The 15,861-nt window shown below is 36.9% G+C and carries 13 protein-coding genes; 7 read left to right on the plus strand and 6 right to left on the minus strand.

Going from position 1 to position 15,861, the window contains the following annotated elements; all coding sequences use genetic code 11:
• Positions 1 to 83 precede the first annotated feature (83 nt).
• The gene (locus GQ593_RS03530; RefSeq protein WP_160430655.1) at positions 84 to 1,505 is read left to right on the plus strand and encodes a cation:dicarboxylate symporter family transporter; all 1,422 of its coding nucleotides are present in this window, start codon (positions 84 to 86) and stop codon (positions 1,503 to 1,505) included.
• 233 nt (positions 1,506 to 1,738) lie between these two features.
• Here GQ593_RS03530 and dusC read toward each other — a convergent pair whose 3' ends face one another.
• The 5 genes from dusC to GQ593_RS03555 form a co-directional block, all read right to left on the minus strand.
• Positions 1,739 to 2,710, minus strand: coding sequence for a tRNA dihydrouridine(16) synthase DusC (gene dusC, locus GQ593_RS03535; RefSeq protein WP_160430656.1), 972 nt, complete (start codon positions 2,708 to 2,710; stop codon positions 1,739 to 1,741).
• An 8-nt stretch (positions 2,711 to 2,718) separates the two neighbouring features.
• Positions 2,719 to 3,480, minus strand: coding sequence for a molybdopterin-synthase adenylyltransferase MoeB (locus GQ593_RS03540; protein ID WP_160430657.1), 762 nt, complete (start codon positions 3,478 to 3,480; stop codon positions 2,719 to 2,721).
• Positions 3,481 to 3,557: 77 nt separating this feature from the next.
• On the minus strand, positions 3,558 to 4,877 hold the full coding sequence (locus GQ593_RS03545) for an amidohydrolase (RefSeq protein ID WP_160430658.1): 1,320 nt from the start codon (positions 4,875 to 4,877) through the stop codon (positions 3,558 to 3,560).
• Between the two features lie 20 nt (positions 4,878 to 4,897).
• Positions 4,898 to 5,347 (minus strand): hypothetical protein, encoded by a 450-nt coding sequence (locus GQ593_RS03550; RefSeq protein ID WP_160430659.1) that lies wholly within the window; start codon positions 5,345 to 5,347, stop codon positions 4,898 to 4,900.
• Positions 5,344 to 6,135, minus strand: a complete 792-nt coding sequence (locus GQ593_RS03555; protein ID WP_160430660.1) for a DUF3100 domain-containing protein — start codon at positions 6,133 to 6,135, stop codon at positions 5,344 to 5,346. The genes GQ593_RS03550 and GQ593_RS03555 overlap by 4 nt, the downstream gene beginning before the upstream one ends.
• A 277-nt stretch (positions 6,136 to 6,412) precedes the next feature.
• On the opposite strand from GQ593_RS03555, the gene aspS reads away from it, so the two are divergent.
• From aspS to GQ593_RS03580, 5 genes are all read left to right on the plus strand, one after another.
• Positions 6,413 to 8,170, plus strand: coding sequence for an aspartate--tRNA ligase (gene aspS / locus GQ593_RS03560; protein WP_160430661.1), 1,758 nt, complete (start codon positions 6,413 to 6,415; stop codon positions 8,168 to 8,170).
• A 9-nt stretch (positions 8,171 to 8,179) separates the two neighbouring features.
• Positions 8,180 to 8,629 carry a dihydroneopterin triphosphate diphosphatase gene (nudB, locus tag GQ593_RS03565; RefSeq protein WP_160430662.1) on the plus strand — a complete coding sequence of 150 codons (450 nt, stop codon included), beginning with the start codon at positions 8,180 to 8,182 and terminating at the stop codon, positions 8,627 to 8,629.
• A gap of 14 nt (positions 8,630 to 8,643) precedes the next feature.
• Positions 8,644 to 9,060 (plus strand): hypothetical protein, encoded by a 417-nt coding sequence (locus GQ593_RS03570; RefSeq protein ID WP_160430663.1) that lies wholly within the window; start codon positions 8,644 to 8,646, stop codon positions 9,058 to 9,060.
• 89 nt (positions 9,061 to 9,149) lie between these two features.
• Positions 9,150 to 10,613, plus strand: a complete 1,464-nt coding sequence (ubiD, locus tag GQ593_RS03575; RefSeq protein WP_160430664.1) for a 4-hydroxy-3-polyprenylbenzoate decarboxylase — start codon at positions 9,150 to 9,152, stop codon at positions 10,611 to 10,613.
• 148 nt (positions 10,614 to 10,761) lie between these two features.
• Positions 10,762 to 11,826 carry an SEL1-like repeat protein gene (locus tag GQ593_RS03580; protein WP_160430665.1) on the plus strand — a complete coding sequence of 355 codons (1,065 nt, stop codon included), beginning with the start codon at positions 10,762 to 10,764 and terminating at the stop codon, positions 11,824 to 11,826.
• A 545-nt stretch (positions 11,827 to 12,371) separates the two neighbouring features.
• Here the strand turns inward: GQ593_RS03580 and ppc are convergent.
• On the minus strand, positions 12,372 to 15,017 hold the full coding sequence (gene ppc, locus GQ593_RS03585) for a phosphoenolpyruvate carboxylase (protein ID WP_160430666.1): 2,646 nt from the start codon (positions 15,015 to 15,017) through the stop codon (positions 12,372 to 12,374).
• A gap of 351 nt (positions 15,018 to 15,368) precedes the next feature.
• On the opposite strand from ppc, the gene GQ593_RS03590 reads away from it, so the two are divergent.
• Positions 15,369 to 15,860 carry an NADH-quinone oxidoreductase subunit J gene (locus GQ593_RS03590; protein ID WP_160430667.1) on the plus strand — a complete coding sequence of 164 codons (492 nt, stop codon included), beginning with the start codon at positions 15,369 to 15,371 and terminating at the stop codon, positions 15,858 to 15,860.
• Position 15,861 lies beyond the last annotated feature (1 nt).

Consider the following 15,861-nt stretch of genomic DNA (forward strand, 5'->3'; position numbering starts at 1 on the left):
TATATTTATAGTTAAACATCAAATCATGTAATTAAACATAGATTGTTAACCAGATAATTGAATTATCAAAAGAGAGGCTAATTATGTCAGATGCCATTTTTCAGGGGACTTTTTTTGAAAAGTTCCTAGCAATTACTCATTATCAAACGCTCATTGGTATTGGGCTACTACTTATCTGTTTTTTTGCGGTGATGAAACCGTTACAAGATAAGAAAGTCAATTTTTCAGTTCGTATGTTAGTTGGCTTAATCCTTGGTGCTGTGCTTGGTCTAGGCATTCAAGCTGTGGCTGGATTTCCTGATGCAGCAACCCTCTGGATGCAAGAAACCGCAACATGGTATGGGTTATTTGGTCGAGCATTTATTGCCTTTATCCGAATGTTAGTGATACCACTTATTTTTGTATCGATTGTTAAAGTGATTATCGACTTTTCGGGCAAAAAAAATCTACCTCAAATTGCATTTAGAGGGATTTTTTGGTTACTGTTTACAACAGCCATTGCCTGCGTCGTTGGTATTTTGCTAGCAAATCTATTTGCTTTAGGTGAAATAAGCTCAAGCTCTGTACATCAAGCCCAAGCAAAACAATACACCAATATTATTGATACCTTTGTGAATCTAATTCCAAGTAATATTATTGCATCAATGGTAAATGAAAACATTGTTGGATTAGTCATCTTCTCGGCTTTAATGGGGCTTGCTGCCAATAGAATGGAAAAGAAGAATCCACAGCCTATTGAGCTCTTTAAAACATTTATCGAAGCGCTTTACAAAATCGTGATGTCCATTGCGATGACAATCATTAAATATATGCCTTACGCAGTCATTGCGTTACTGGCTCGCACTATTATTTCTAATGGAATACCGGCCATTATTCAGGTTTCTAGCTTTGTTGCTGCTATCTATATTGCCACATTGATTATGCTAATTGTGCATATTGCCATTGTTTCAATTCATGGTATTTCACCAATTATGTTTATCAAAAAAGCACTAGGAACGTGGTTATTAGCCTTTACTAGTCGCTCATCAGTTGGCTCACTACCAATGACTATCTCAACGTTAACCGTTCGAATGGGAGTCAATACCGGCACAGCAAATTTAGTCGGCTCACTTGGCAGTACTATGGGAATGAATGGGTGTGCTGGTTTTTTTCCTGCTTTACTTGCCGTGATGGTAGCGCATATGGTTGGCATTGAAACAAATATCCAATTTTATATTATGCTTGTCATTGTGGTAGTTATTGGCTCAATCGGCATCGCTGGCATTCCCGGCACAGCAACCGTTGCTGCAACCGTTGTTTTATCTGGTATGGGGATGGCTGAATACTTCCCATTAATTGGAATGGTTTTAGCCGTGGATCCAATTATTGATATGGCAAGAACTTTAGCCAATGTATCTGGCGCTATGACAGCGGCTGTGGCAACTGATCGTGAAATTGGCCTTATGGATATGGCTGTGTATAACGATCCTAATATTACCCTTGAAAATGAGCCGTCAGAAGTCTGACGGCAATAACTATTTCAAAAAAGGGCGAATTAAACTAAATCTCAGAATCTAACTGACCCAATAAATTATAACGTGTTGATTTAATTTTAAATAAAATAATTAAAATCAAACCGCGACCTAAGCGATTTTTACAATGAAAACACACCAATTGTTATAACCACTGCTAATCAACGTTACTTAATATTTTAATATCAACTAAGTGTATTTTATTAGTAATGTGTAACATAGCTTATTTATTGGCTGAATAAAGATATATTATTTTTATCGCCACTAGTTAAAAAATCACAGATTTCTTGCTGTGATTTGAGGGTTCTAATGTTTTGTAGGACGTCTGCTGCTTGAGCATAGTGCTGTTTTAAGTAAGCAAGCCACTGTTTGATACGTGCAGAATGATAAAGCGGTTTAACGTCATCAATAGAGGATGTTGCATAGTGGATTAAAATTTCCATCACTTGTTGCCAATTGAATGGTGATTGTTCAGTTCGAATCATATTGGCTAAGTTAGGAATCGTTAAAATACCACGGCCTAGCATAATATCGTTAGTTTGGCTTTGGTTTATGCAATTTTGTGCATCCTCAATAGAAAAAATTTCACCATTAGCAATAACGGGAATATTTAGAAGTTGCTTGATTTGACCTATTGTTTGCCAATCTATTTTTTCGGCTTTATAGCCGTCTTCTTTGGTTCGACCATGAATGGCAATTTCATTGGCACCGGCAAGTTCAATCGCGCTGGCGATATCGTGACAATGTGATTTATTATCCCATCCTAAGCGAATTTTGACGGATAACCTATTGCTTTCCCCTATTGCTTGCCTTACTTGGCTGACAATATTAAATATCTGCTCGGGATATTGTAATAAATAAGCGCCCCCGTGACTGCCAACGACCGTTTTGGCTGGGCAACCAAAATTGATATCAATACCATAAGAGCCTAATTCAATAGCTTTAACGGCATTTTCTGCCATCCACTCTGGAGACTGGCCAAGGATTTGCACCCGCACTGGCGTGCCAGATTTAGTTTTTCCGTTATGGTAAAGCTCAGGACATAGGCGATAAAAGGTTCGATTAGATAATTTATGATGGGTTACTCTAATAAATTCAGTCACACAATAATCAAATTGGTTAATTGAAGTTAAAAGTTGTCTGACTTGATAATCAAGCACACCCTCCATGGGTGCTAAAATAATTCGGTTAATTTTCATTGCGAAACCTAATTAGTATGACTATTTCCACAAATGCGACAGTTAAGTTGTTTGGTAAATTTAACTTGGTTAAATTCCATTGTCATTGTATCAATCATTAGTACACGACCAATTAATGGTTTTCCATATTGGGTTAGCACTTTGATGGCTTCTAAGGCTTGCATGGTGCCAAACATGCCAACAAGTGGCGCCATGACACCCGCTTCAACACATGTGAGTTGATCTTGACCAAATAAGCGGCTCAAACAGTGATAACAAGGTTCATCAGGCTGATAAGTAAATACGCTTAATAACCCCTCCATACGGATAGCAGCGCCAGAAACGAGTGGTCTTTTTACATGAAAACAGCAACGGTTAATTTGCTCTCGTGTCACTAAGTTATCAGTACAGTCGATGACAATATTATGCTGTTTGATAAGCGAGATGAGCTTATCATCGTCAAGTTGCTGATGCACAGTTTCAATTAACGTATTGGCATTGATATTGGTTAAGGTTTTTTTTGCGACCTCGACTTTGTATTGATTGATGGCTGTTTCGGTATATAAGATTTGTCGATTTAAGTTGGATTTTGATATGGTGTCAAAATCAACTAACGTTAATTTGCCTAAACCTGATGCAGCCAAATAGAGTGATGCCGCACAGCCGAGTCCACCTAAACCGATGATCAGTGCTGAACTGTTTTTCAATATTTGTTGTTTATCAATATCAAAACCACGCAATGTGATTTGTCTATCATAACGAAACAGTTCTTGATCAGTCAGTTCTTGCATAGTGGATGATTATTGGGTTAATTATGAAAAAGCATTATAACAGAAACTTGGCACAACAATGTGCCAAGCGATTAAGATTATTTGTCAAAGCCAGATAGGAATATTAAATATTCTTCTTTGGTCATAAGTGGCTTATATTCTGACATCAGCGTTTGTGCAGCTTTGGCGTCGTCATAAAGTAAATCGATAATTGTACAGGCCATCATTTGCGCAGGACGGATATAAGCCATATCTTCATCAAATACGGTATAATCTTTACCGTGTAAAACACCCCGAACCGAACCAATCCATGGGTGGCTAACAGGCATAATGTGGGATAGATCGCCAGTATCCGTGCTTCCTGTCATATGAGGGGCAACTGAAACATTTTCTTCACCAATTAACGCTTCGGCATTACGTTTTAAAAGCTCGTTAAGCGTTGGATTGTTATTTAATGGTAAATAGCCAGGCAAGTCCTTAATTTCACAGGTGGCACCAACCGCCATAGCGCCTGCTTTTAGTGCTTGATTAATTCGTTCATTGGCATCAATCATGGCGGGCACATTGCCAGCTCGCACATAGCTTTCCATTCTTACATCGCTTGGAATCACATTAACTAGATCACCACCTTGGGTAATAATCGGGTGGAATCTAATATAGTCTTTTTCTTGAAATGTTTCGCGAATAGCATGCACACCCATCATTCCCATCATTGCTGCATTTAAAGCATTGACACCCGCATGTGGCGCAGCCGCCGCGTGTGACGCTTCGCCTTTATATTTAATCAGTTTACCGATAAAACCATTACTGGTGGTTGATATTTCGATAAAACCATCTTGGCGGTCATTGGGTACGCTAGTTAAGTGTATTTGCAGTGCCATATCAACATCGTCAAATTCACCCCGCGAAATTAGCTCTGGTTTGCCACCAATATATTTGATTTTACCTTCTTCAATTAAGCGATTTCGATAAGTGATTTCAACATATTCTTCAGCAGGTACCGCAAAAGGTACGACATCGCCCGCTAAAAACTGCATAGCCCCTGCCTCAATTAATCCCATCGTAACTGCCATCATATTGGCAATTTGCGCATTATGCCCACAACAGTGTGCAGCGCCAGATATTTCGTCAGCAGCAGGGTGATCTGCACAAATAATGGCATCAAGTTCACCAATAACAGCAATGCTGTACTGACTACCTTTTCCGCCTTTTAAGCGACCTTTTACGCCAGTTATAGCTAATTTATTTTTAAATGGTACACCTAATTTTTCAAAGGCTTCTTCGACTTTTTTAGCAGTCTTGTGTTCTTTATAACCAAGTTCAGGTTCTGCCCAAATTGACTGAGCAATCGCTTTGATGTCAGCTTTACGGTTTGCTATTGCGTTACAAACCTTTTTTTTAAGTTCTTCTTTTGTCATATGTAAAATCCTAATTCAAATTAGATAACACCTTCCCAATGTAAGGTGATTTGTGCAATGATTGCCGCAAAAATAAAGGTACCTGAAAACACGGCTAACGAAACAGGAATGATTCGCCAAGAGATACTTTTAAATAATGCTAAATCTTTGCCAATAGCTAGTCCTGCATAAGCAAGTACTGGGGTACAAACAGCTAATAAAGAAACCTGATCAGTCATTGAAACAACTTGTTCGTGATAAGGAAATATTGGTGATGAAGCCACTGCGGCTACGACTGATACCCATAAAATAACTGGAAATTTGTTTAATAGTGGAATTTTACCAACAAAATAGCCGGCTATTGATATAGCAACTAAGATTGATAATGCTTGTAATGACAGATTAAAATCAATTTTGTAACCTACAGTATTGCCGGCAGCCATAATAATGGCAACTAAGATCAGTAAAAATATTGTTTCTAGGCATTTCATGATAGCGATCCTTCTTTGTTACGTCGTAAGCGGGCAAAAAGGTTATATAAGAAAGAGGCAAAAGGTAACGAAAATAGCGTATAAATATAAATGCCAACAATACTCGACATTAAGTTTGCGGTTGTTGCATAGGCTTTGATTTCACTAGCCATTTGAGGATAAAGGTCACTTATTGGTGCAAGTGAAGCCGCCATCATACTACCGCTTCCAACCCCAGCCCCCATCGCTAACGCATAAGGATGAAGGATACCTAATTTTGCCATTACACTAGCAAGTATGCTCATCCAAATAGCGCCATAAAGTGTGCCACAAACATACATCGCCATAACGCCTCGACCTTCAGCAGAATCTAATCCATATTTATCGGCAACGATCGCGATATTAGGTTCGCGAGCAACTGAATACGTTGCGCCCACCGCTTCACGTTTCATGCCTAATATCATTGCCAGTGGTAAACCTAATAAAATCGTGCCGGCAAAATGACCTAACTCTTGAAAAACTAAGGCTAATTTCGCATCTTCTAAAATCATATCAATTTTAGGACCAACCGAGACGCCAAGCTTGGCAACAAGCAGCATTAAAGTAACAATCATGATGGTACTGGCATGATTCATATTTTTTAGTTTTAATATTTTTAATTTGGGAAAGCTAATTATTCCGCCAATAATCATGGCATATAGCATCGGGTACACTGAGATAGTCCAGATCGATTGTTTACCGATGAACTCACATACTAAAACAACGACTAGTGCAAGAGCATGTACTCTATAGTCTTTTAAAATTTCCATCCTTATGGCCTCATAGAATATTTTATTGTTAATAAAATTAGTTATAGTCACTAAAATCATAAGCAACAATTATCATTGTGCATTTAATATACATAACCTAATTTACTTACGTCAACAAACAAGTTCCATCAATTACGCGTTAGTAAACAATATGGTAATAACAACACAAAATATTTAAACAATTAAAGAAGAAATCTCAATAAATGCCTTTATAAGGGTTTTATTTGTTTTATAATAAACACTATTTTTAAAGATTGATACTTAAACAGGATATTTTATGCGTTCAATTTATTGCGGTCAGTTAACGGCATCTCATATTAATCAAGAAGTAACATTGTGTGGGTGGGTCAATAAACGTCGAGATTTAGGCGGTATGATTTTTATTGATATGCGCGATCGTGAAGGCATTGTTCAGGTGTTTTTCGACCCTGATTATCAACAAGCGTATCAACTTGCCGGTGAGTTACGTAATGAATTTTGTATTCAAATCAAAGGGAAAGTAAGAGCTCGACCTGAAGGTCAAATCAACAAAGAGATGGCAACTGGTGAGGTTGAAATTTTGGCTTCTGAGCTGACTATCTTTAACCGTAGTGATGTTTTACCTCTTGATTTCAATCAAAACAATAGTGAAGAACAGCGTTTAAAATATCGTTATATTGATTTACGTCGCCCTGAAATGGCAACGATTTTTAAAACTCGTGCCAAAATTACTGCGTTTGTTCGTTCATTTATGAACGAGCATGGTTTTTTAGATATTGAAACACCGATGTTAACCAAAGCAACACCTGAGGGAGCTCGAGACTATTTAGTGCCAAGCCGAATTCATAAAGGTGAATTTTATGCCCTTCCACAATCACCACAGTTATTTAAGCAATTGCTGATGATGTCAGGATTTGATCGCTATTATCAAATTGTAAAATGTTTCCGAGATGAAGATTTGAGAGCTGATCGTCAACCTGAATTTACCCAAATCGATGTTGAAACGTCATTTATGACGGCCGAACAAGTGCGTGAGATTATGGAACAAATGATTCGTGAACTTTGGTTGCATGTTAAAAATGTCGATTTAGGCCAGTTCCCTATCATGACTTTTGCTGAGGCGATGCGTCGTTTTGGTAGCGATAAACCCGATTTACGAAATCCGCTCGAAATTATTGACGTGGCTGATATTGTTAAAGATGTTGATTTTAAAGTATTTTCAACTCCAGCCAATGATCCTAAAGGTCGCGTAGCTTTACTTTGTGTACCAAATGGCACTCAATTAACGCGCAAGCAGTTAGATGAATATACACAATTCATTTCGGTTTATGGTGCTAAAGGTATGGCATGGATTAAGGTTAATGAACGTCATAAAGGGCTAGAAGGCGTACAAAGTCCTGTAGCAAAATTCTTTAATGAATTACAAATGGAAGCCTTACTTAATCGAGCCAATGCTAAAGATGGCGATATTTTATTATTTGGTGCTGATAGTTATAAAGTTGTAAGTGATGCTCTCGGCGCATTGCGTTTAAAAGTTGGTAAGGATTTAGGCTTAACTGATGAAAGTAAATGGGCGGTACTTTGGGTTGTTGATTTCCCTATGTTTGAAGAAACCGACGAAGGACTAACGGCGATGCATCATCCATTTACCTCACCAAAAGATTATACACCAGAAGAGCTTATCAAAAAACCTGCAAATGCTGTTGCGAATGCTTATGATATGGTCATAAATGGTTATGAAGTGGGAGGGGGATCGGTTCGTATTCATCGTAGTGAAATGCAGCAAGCGGTTTTTTCAATTTTAGGTATTGATGAACATGATCAACGTGAAAAATTTGGCTTTTTACTTGATGCATTAAAATATGGCACACCACCACATGCAGGATTAGCATTTGGATTAGATAGATTAAGCATGTTATTAAGTGGAACCGATAATATCCGCGATGTGATCGCATTTCCTAAAACAACTGCGGCTGCATGTTTATTAACCGATGCACCAAGTCCAGCAAATGCGGCGGCATTAACTGAACTGGGTATTGAAGTAAGTAAAAAATAGCGATATTTGATGCAAAAATTTAAAAATCCTAAATCTGTTCTGGTAGTGATTTTCTGCCAGACAACAAATCGTTGTCTTATGTTGCAGCGTCAAGATGACCCTTGTTTTTGGCAATCAGTTACAGGTAGCATGGAAGCTAATGAGTCGCCATTAGATACTGCGATTCGTGAAGTTTTTGAAGAAACAGGCATTGATATTATAGGGCAAAATCTTAAGTTAATAGATGCAAAGCATACCGTTGAGTTTGAGATTTTTCCTCAATTTAGACATAGATATGCGCCAGAAGTTAAGATAAATAAAGAACATTGGTTTTATCTGCCTCTTGTTAATGAGATAACACCTATGCTTACTGAACATTTAGCTTATCAATGGCTAACGATTGATGAGGCTACCAGTCTTACTTTATCGCCAAATAACAGTGAGGCTATTGGTAAAATTCATAGTTTGATTAAATCTTAATTAAGAGGTCGAAAATGAAATTGAGTCTATCTGCTCTTGTGTTGTCCTGTTTATGTTTTTTTATACCAATCAGTCATGCTGAAATAAGTATAAAAAAGTGCCAATCCAATCAAAGTGATTATATTATTTTTGATGAATATGACGCTAAAATCGCTGAGAAGATCATTGATTATAAATTACATGACCAACCCGAAAAGCGTGAAAATAGTATTATTCAGATATTTGCTAATGAAAATAGTGATGATCGCAATGACTGGCTAGCCTCGTTCCTATTCGATGATGAATCTGAACAATATTTATTTTATCAAGTTGAGCAAGATGAATTTATTGAAATCGACAAAAAACAGTTTGAAACCCTATTACCTAAAATTGTTGAGTGTAATCAAAATAAACAAGTACCTATTTACAGTGAAAACTTTGATGCTGACTAATTCAATTGCATGATAGGTTTTCATTAAGGATTAAAAGACTTTTAGATTTGGTTAACCCAAGATCAGTCAATAACAGGGAGTAATAATATATGCATTTTTCAAATTTTAGAGATTTTTTAGATTATCTTGAACAGCAAGGTGAATTAAAACGAATTACTTTTCCTGTTAATCCTTATCTTGAAATGACCGAAATTGCTGATCGCGTATTACGCAACGAAGGTCCTGCCTTATTATTTGAAAACCCGATTGGTTATGATATGCCTGTTTTATGTAATCTATTTGGCACCGCTAAGCGCGTTGCGATGGGGATGGGGCGTGAAGATACTTTAGCTTTGCGTGAAATTGGTGAGTTATTGGCATTTTTGCGTGAACCCGAACCACCCAAAGGCATACGGCAATTTTTTAATGTATTGCCTAAATATAAACAAGTACTAAATATGCCTGTCAAACATCGTTCATCAGCCCCTTGCCAAGAGGTGATTTTTAAGGATGATGAAGTGGATTTGACGCGTTTACCTATTATGCATTGCTGGCCCGATGATGTGGCACCGCTGTTATCTTGGGGACTGACTATTACTAAAGGTCCTTATAAAGATCGACAAAATGTGGGTATTTATCGCTTGCAGCTTTTAGGCAAAAATAAATTAATTATGCGCTGGCTTTCACATCGTGGTGGGGCACTTGATTTTGCCGAGTGGCAACAAGCAAATCCTAACCAAAAATTCCCCGTTAGTGTTGTGATTGGCGCTGATCCGGCAACTATTTTAGGTGCAGTGACACCCGTGCCAGACACCTTACCCGAATATGCTTTTTCTGGATTATTACGCGGTAGTCGAACCGAAGTGGTGAAATCGTTATCAAATGATTTAGAGGTTCCAGCTAGTGCAGAAATCGTGCTTGAAGGTTATATCGATCCTAATGAATTAGCATCAGAGGGGCCGTATGGTGATCACACCGGTTATTATAATGAAGTTGAGCAATTTGCCGTATTTACCGTGACACATTTAACTCGTCGTAAAGATGCGATTTATCATTCAACCTATACCGGTAGGCCACCAGATGAACCCGCGGTAATGGGACTTGCGTTGAATGAGGTCTTTATACCAATTTTGCAAAAACAATTTCCTGAAATTGTCGATTTTTATTTACCCCCCGAAGGATGCTCATACCGTATTGCGATTGTGACAATTAAAAAACAGTATCCAGGCCATGCTAAACGCGTCATGATGGGGGTTTGGTCTTATCTAAGACAATTTATGTATACAAAATTTGTGATTGTCTGTGATGATGATATTAATGCCCGTGACTGGAAAGATGTTATGTGGGCTATTTCAACACGCATGGATCCACAGCGTGATACCACTTTTATTGATAATACACCTATCGACTATTTAGACTTTGCTTCGCCGGTTTCTGGATTGGGCTCTAAAATGGGCTTGGATGCGACCAATAAATGGCCAGGTGAAACCAATCGTGAATGGGGAACAATTATCAAGAAAGACCCTAAAATTGTTGCTCGGATTGATGAAATTTGGGATGAACTTGGTTTATAGTTTAATATATTGTTTATTAAAGTGAACATAAACGCATACAGCTTGATATAAAAAATATAATTTCAAACTGAATAGGTACTAAACAAACACTATTCCCTTTGAACGCATTTATGTATAATTATTATTAATGTCACTATAATTAAAAAATATGAAAAAAAATCGAATATTATTAGTACTATTATTATCTATTTCTTATGGTGCAATGGCTGCAAATTATAAAACCCAAGCTGATGATACGCAATTGAAACTTAAAGAGTCAGAGTCATTGCTTCCTTCTTTACGTTTGTCTGCCGAAAAAGGAAACGCAGAAGCTCAGTACTCATTAGGGGGCGTTTATAAACAAGGGTTTGGGGTTGAAGCTAGTGATGTGCGTGCTTTTTTTTGGTATAAAAAAGCAGCAGAACAAGGACTTGCCAAAGCACAAAATAATTTAGCGTTTATGTATCAAAGCGGATTGGGAACCAATCGTGATTTAAATGAAGCGGTTAAATATTTTAAATTGGCGGCAGATCAAAATTATGCATTGGCTAAATATAATTTAGCTTTAATGTATCAAGAAGGTGAGGGCGTAGAAAAAAACACATTAACTGCAATTGACTATTTTACACAAGCAGGTGATGAAGGTATTTATGACGCTTATTTAAATCTGGGTATGATCTATTTTTTCGGTGATGGCGTCTCTGCGGATCGCATGACCGCGGCGGACTGGTTTAGTAAAGCTGCGAAAAATAATATTTCAGAAGCACAATATTATTTAGGACTCATGTCAGAAAATGGCGATGGTTTGACTCAAGATTATATGGCGGCCAGCTATTTTTATACACAAGCGGCAGAACGTGGACATGTGCTAGCTATGTATAATTTAGCCATTATGTATGCAACAGGAACGGGAACTAAACCCGATAATACGCAAGCAGCCTATTGGTTTACTAAAGCTGCACAAGCTGGCAATGCTGATGCTCAATATAATATTGGTGTGATGTATGATGTCGGCGGTGGTGTTGTTAAAGACGAGGAAAAAGCCGTTGAATGGTATCTAAAAGCGGCAGAGCAAGGCAGTGTTGATGCTCAATATAATTTGGGCGTTAAATATCTGGAAGGTGAAGGTATTGATAAAGATCAAGAGCGTGCTATCTATTGGTTTACTAAAGCTAGCGAGCAAGGGGATCAAGACGCTAAAGCTTATTTAGAACAGCTATTACCTAAAAAATAAAAAAGCATTGTGCTTTTTAGATTGTTGACAAACCTCGATATCATTTGGGGTTTATTTTTTATTGGGATGCTATTACAAATACTTAAAAATATGCTATCGGCTAACATATATTTTTGTTCATTGTGATAATAATGCACTGTATTTGATTAGTAATAATGTCGATATTTTGGGATAGTTGTTTTATCAATTTATACCTGTCTAGTAGTAAAAATATCGGTGCTTTTGGGACTATTATAAATACACTTCTTTTTAGTTTCCCTCTTGATATATCAATCTATTATTAAAACTTGTTTTTTTTATATTACATAAATAAATTGTTTTTATCTAAAAATCAAATAAAATAAATATGTTAACTTGAAATTTTTATTGACAATGAGATCGCTTTTTGTTAGACGGAGCGCACTTATATTTGATGTAGTTGGATTTAGAATATTTGAGTTTTTTTGGTATTAAGCAATAGCTTTGGCTATTTTATACATCAAACAGATCAAAGAACTCGTTAAAAAGCGAGTTCTTTGTTAACAGCAGAAAAAGTATTGATCTTTTTATCCTGAGTTTCTCATACCAGCTGCAATTCCAGAAATAGTAATCATTAATCCCTGTTCTACGATGATATTTTCGTTATCGCTGTATTTTCGTGAACGACTTAATAACTCAGCCTGCAATAAATTTAATGGTTCAATATAAGTATTACGCAAAGCCACAGACTGTGCTATCCACGGTAAATCAGCCATTAAGCTAATATCATCGGTAATGGTTAGCACGGTATTGATATCTTGGGTTAACAGATTTCTTAACTCTTCGCCTAATGGCCATAAAGCAGGATCAACTAAACGTTGTTCATAATATTCGTGGATGTTTGGTGCTGCTTTGGCATAGACCATTTCAAGCATACCTAATCGGGAATTAAAAAAAGGCCAATTGTGATACATCTCTTTAAGAATATTTTGTTTACCTTCTGCAATTGCTGCTCTAAGTGCACTACCAGCACCAAGCCAAGACGGTACCATTAAACGGTTTTGTGTCCAAGCAAAAATCCATGGAATAGCACGTAAACTTTCAATACCACCGCCCGTACGGCGTTTTTGAGGTCTGGAACCAAGTGGTAATCTACCTAACTCGGCTTCTGGCGTCACAGCTCTAAAATAATCAACAAACTCAGCTCGTTCTCGTACATAACTGCGATAGCAATTGCATGAAAGTTCTGACATTTTATCCATCATATCGCGCCACGCTTGTTTGGGGGCTGGCGGTGGCAATAAGTTAGCTTGTAAAATCGCTGATGTATACAGCATTAAACTGCTGAGTGCCACTTCTGGCAGACCAAGTTTGAAACGAATCATTTCGCCTTGTTCGGTAACTCTAAGGCCGCCTTTTAATGATCCTGGTGGTTGCGAAAGTAGTGCGGCATGCGCTGGTGCTCCACCTCGACCTATTGAACCTCCTCGCCCGTGGAATAGCACTAAATTAGTATTATATTTTTCAAATAAGCTAACTAATTCTTCTTGCGATCGATATTGTGCCCAAGATGCTGCGAGTGTTCCCGCATCTTTAGCCGAATCAGAATAACCTATCATTACCATTTGCTTTCCTTGAATTTTGTCACGATACCAAGGAATATCCAGCAGTTTTTGCATCACCGATTTAGCGTTATTTAAATCTTCTAATGTTTCAAATAATGGCACTATTGGAATATATTTTTGACAATCAACAATTTTCAATAATAAATAAACGGCTAATATATCAGAAGGGGCTTTAGCCATTGATATTACGTAAGAGGCAATCGATTCTTCGCCCGCTTTTTTTATTACACGACAAGTATCTAATACTTCTTGGACCATTTGATCTGGTTGCCAGTTATAAGGTAATAATGGTCGATTAGATTGTAACTCTGTTAATAAAAAGGCTTGTTTTTCTTCCTCTGACCATTTTGCATAGCTACCTAAATTAAGTTCTGTAGTTAATGCGTCAAGCGCCTCGGTGTGTATAGAGCTGTCTTGGCGAATATCTAATCTGACTAATTGTAAACCAAAACTTTTAATGCGTCGTAAAGTATCAAGTAATGGACCATGGGCTATGGTTGACATGCCATTATCAATTAATGACTCATAACAGGTATAAAGCGGTATCCATAATTGTTCATTTTTAATTAAAATATCACTAGGTGGTAATACTCGTTCATTATTCAGCAAAGCTTCAATATAATTATGAGTGTTAATTAAACGTGTTCGTAACTGTTTCATTACCGCTCGATAGGGCTCGGAAATGGTTTTGTTTTTTTCATCTAACAGATCAATAACTGAATCACTACATTCTGTCATTGAAAGTTCACGAACAAGTATTTGAATATCCGCTAAAAATAACTCAATAGCTTTTAATCTAGCTTGTAGCATGACCTTTTCGGTCACTTTTGCTGTCACATTTGGATTACCATCACGATCTCCGCCCATCCATGAGGTAAATTTAATAGGCACATGATCAACTGGTAATTGTTCATCAAAGGCATCGACTAACTGGTCATTAAGCTCACGCAAAAATAGAGGGACACCTTCCCATAAGCTATCTTCAATGACCGAAAATCCCCATTTGGCTTCATCAATGGGGGTAGGGCGTTTTTTGCGGATTTCATCGGTATACCATGCCTGACAAACTAACTGTTTTAAGCGGCGCATAATTCGTTCTATTTCATAGTCGGCTAAATCATCATGATCCAGTTGAGATAAACAGTTATTAATAGCCGTATAAGTATTTATCATGGTTCGGCGATTAATTTCGGTCGGGTGTGCAGTTAGCACTAATTCAATCGATAACTCATTAATCGCTTCTGTAATAGTTTGATTTGAAAAATTGAGATTTTTAAGTGTACTAAATAATTCAGTCATTTTTTTCGGGCTACTAGATGCTTCTCCATGGGGAGAAATCCCATAATATTCAGCAGCCGTATTGACTAAATTTAAAAACTGATTAAATGCCCGTGCAACATGTAATAAATCATCATCATTAAGGTTTTCAATTAATTTGAGTAGCTCATTATGTGCTTGGGTATTTCCTTGTTGAGCTGATTTTGATAGCTTTCTTATTTTTTCAACTAAATCAAAGGTTTCATTGCCAGTAGCGCGTTTTATCGCATTGCCCAGTAAAGTGCCTAACATATTGACATTACTTCGCATTGAGGAATATTTATGATTCATGATTTTCTCGTCTTCGATTTTATTATGCCTAAGCATCTTTAAGCTGCATGACCCAAATGATAAATTAATGGGATAGGTATAATTGTTGGTTAATGTGCGTAAGTTATATACTTTATAACAATGTTGCTTTGAATTTAAATAATAAAATTTTATGGTTTTTATTTTTTTTAGTTGTTTTAATTATATTTACTATGAAAAAATCAAGAAATAATAATGTTCTTTTAATCGTGAAATGTTCAAGACAATGCAGTTTAACGAATTTAATTTTCGATGAACCCTATGTTTGTAAACTGTATCTTAATATCATTTGGGTATATACTAAAGCATTATCAATACATATTGGATTATTTAATGATCGCTGTTTTTTATATTGCGTCGATTATTGCTGTTTTTGCCAGTGTAAAAGTGATTAGTAGTTTACGGATTGATAAAGCAATCTTATACCTTGGTATTTCACTTTTTGCATCAGCATTGATATTTATTCTGCTTGCAACGTATTTTTCTACTTTTTTATACATCCTATTATTTATTGGTGGCTCGGTGACACTTTTTTTACTTGTCGCATCTGTTCTGAAAATTAGCGTTGATAATGTAGAAAACAATAAACGGGGTATCAGCCCTAAAATTTGGTTGGGGCCACTAATTTTAGCTTTTATTTTACTTGTGGCTCTTATTTATGGCGTAGTAAATGCTAACTATTCAGAACTGAAAGAGTCTCATGAATTAATGCATGAAATGTCTGTATATGCTTACATTTTAATGGCTGAATTAGCGATATTTTTATTATTGGGTGCAGCTGTGATTGCTTACCATTTTATGCATCGGCTTATGTCGGAGAAATAAT

Origin of the sequence: Gilliamella sp. Pas-s25 (genome assembly GCF_009795885.1) — a bacterium.
GTDB lineage: Bacteria > Pseudomonadota > Gammaproteobacteria > Enterobacterales > Orbaceae > Gilliamella.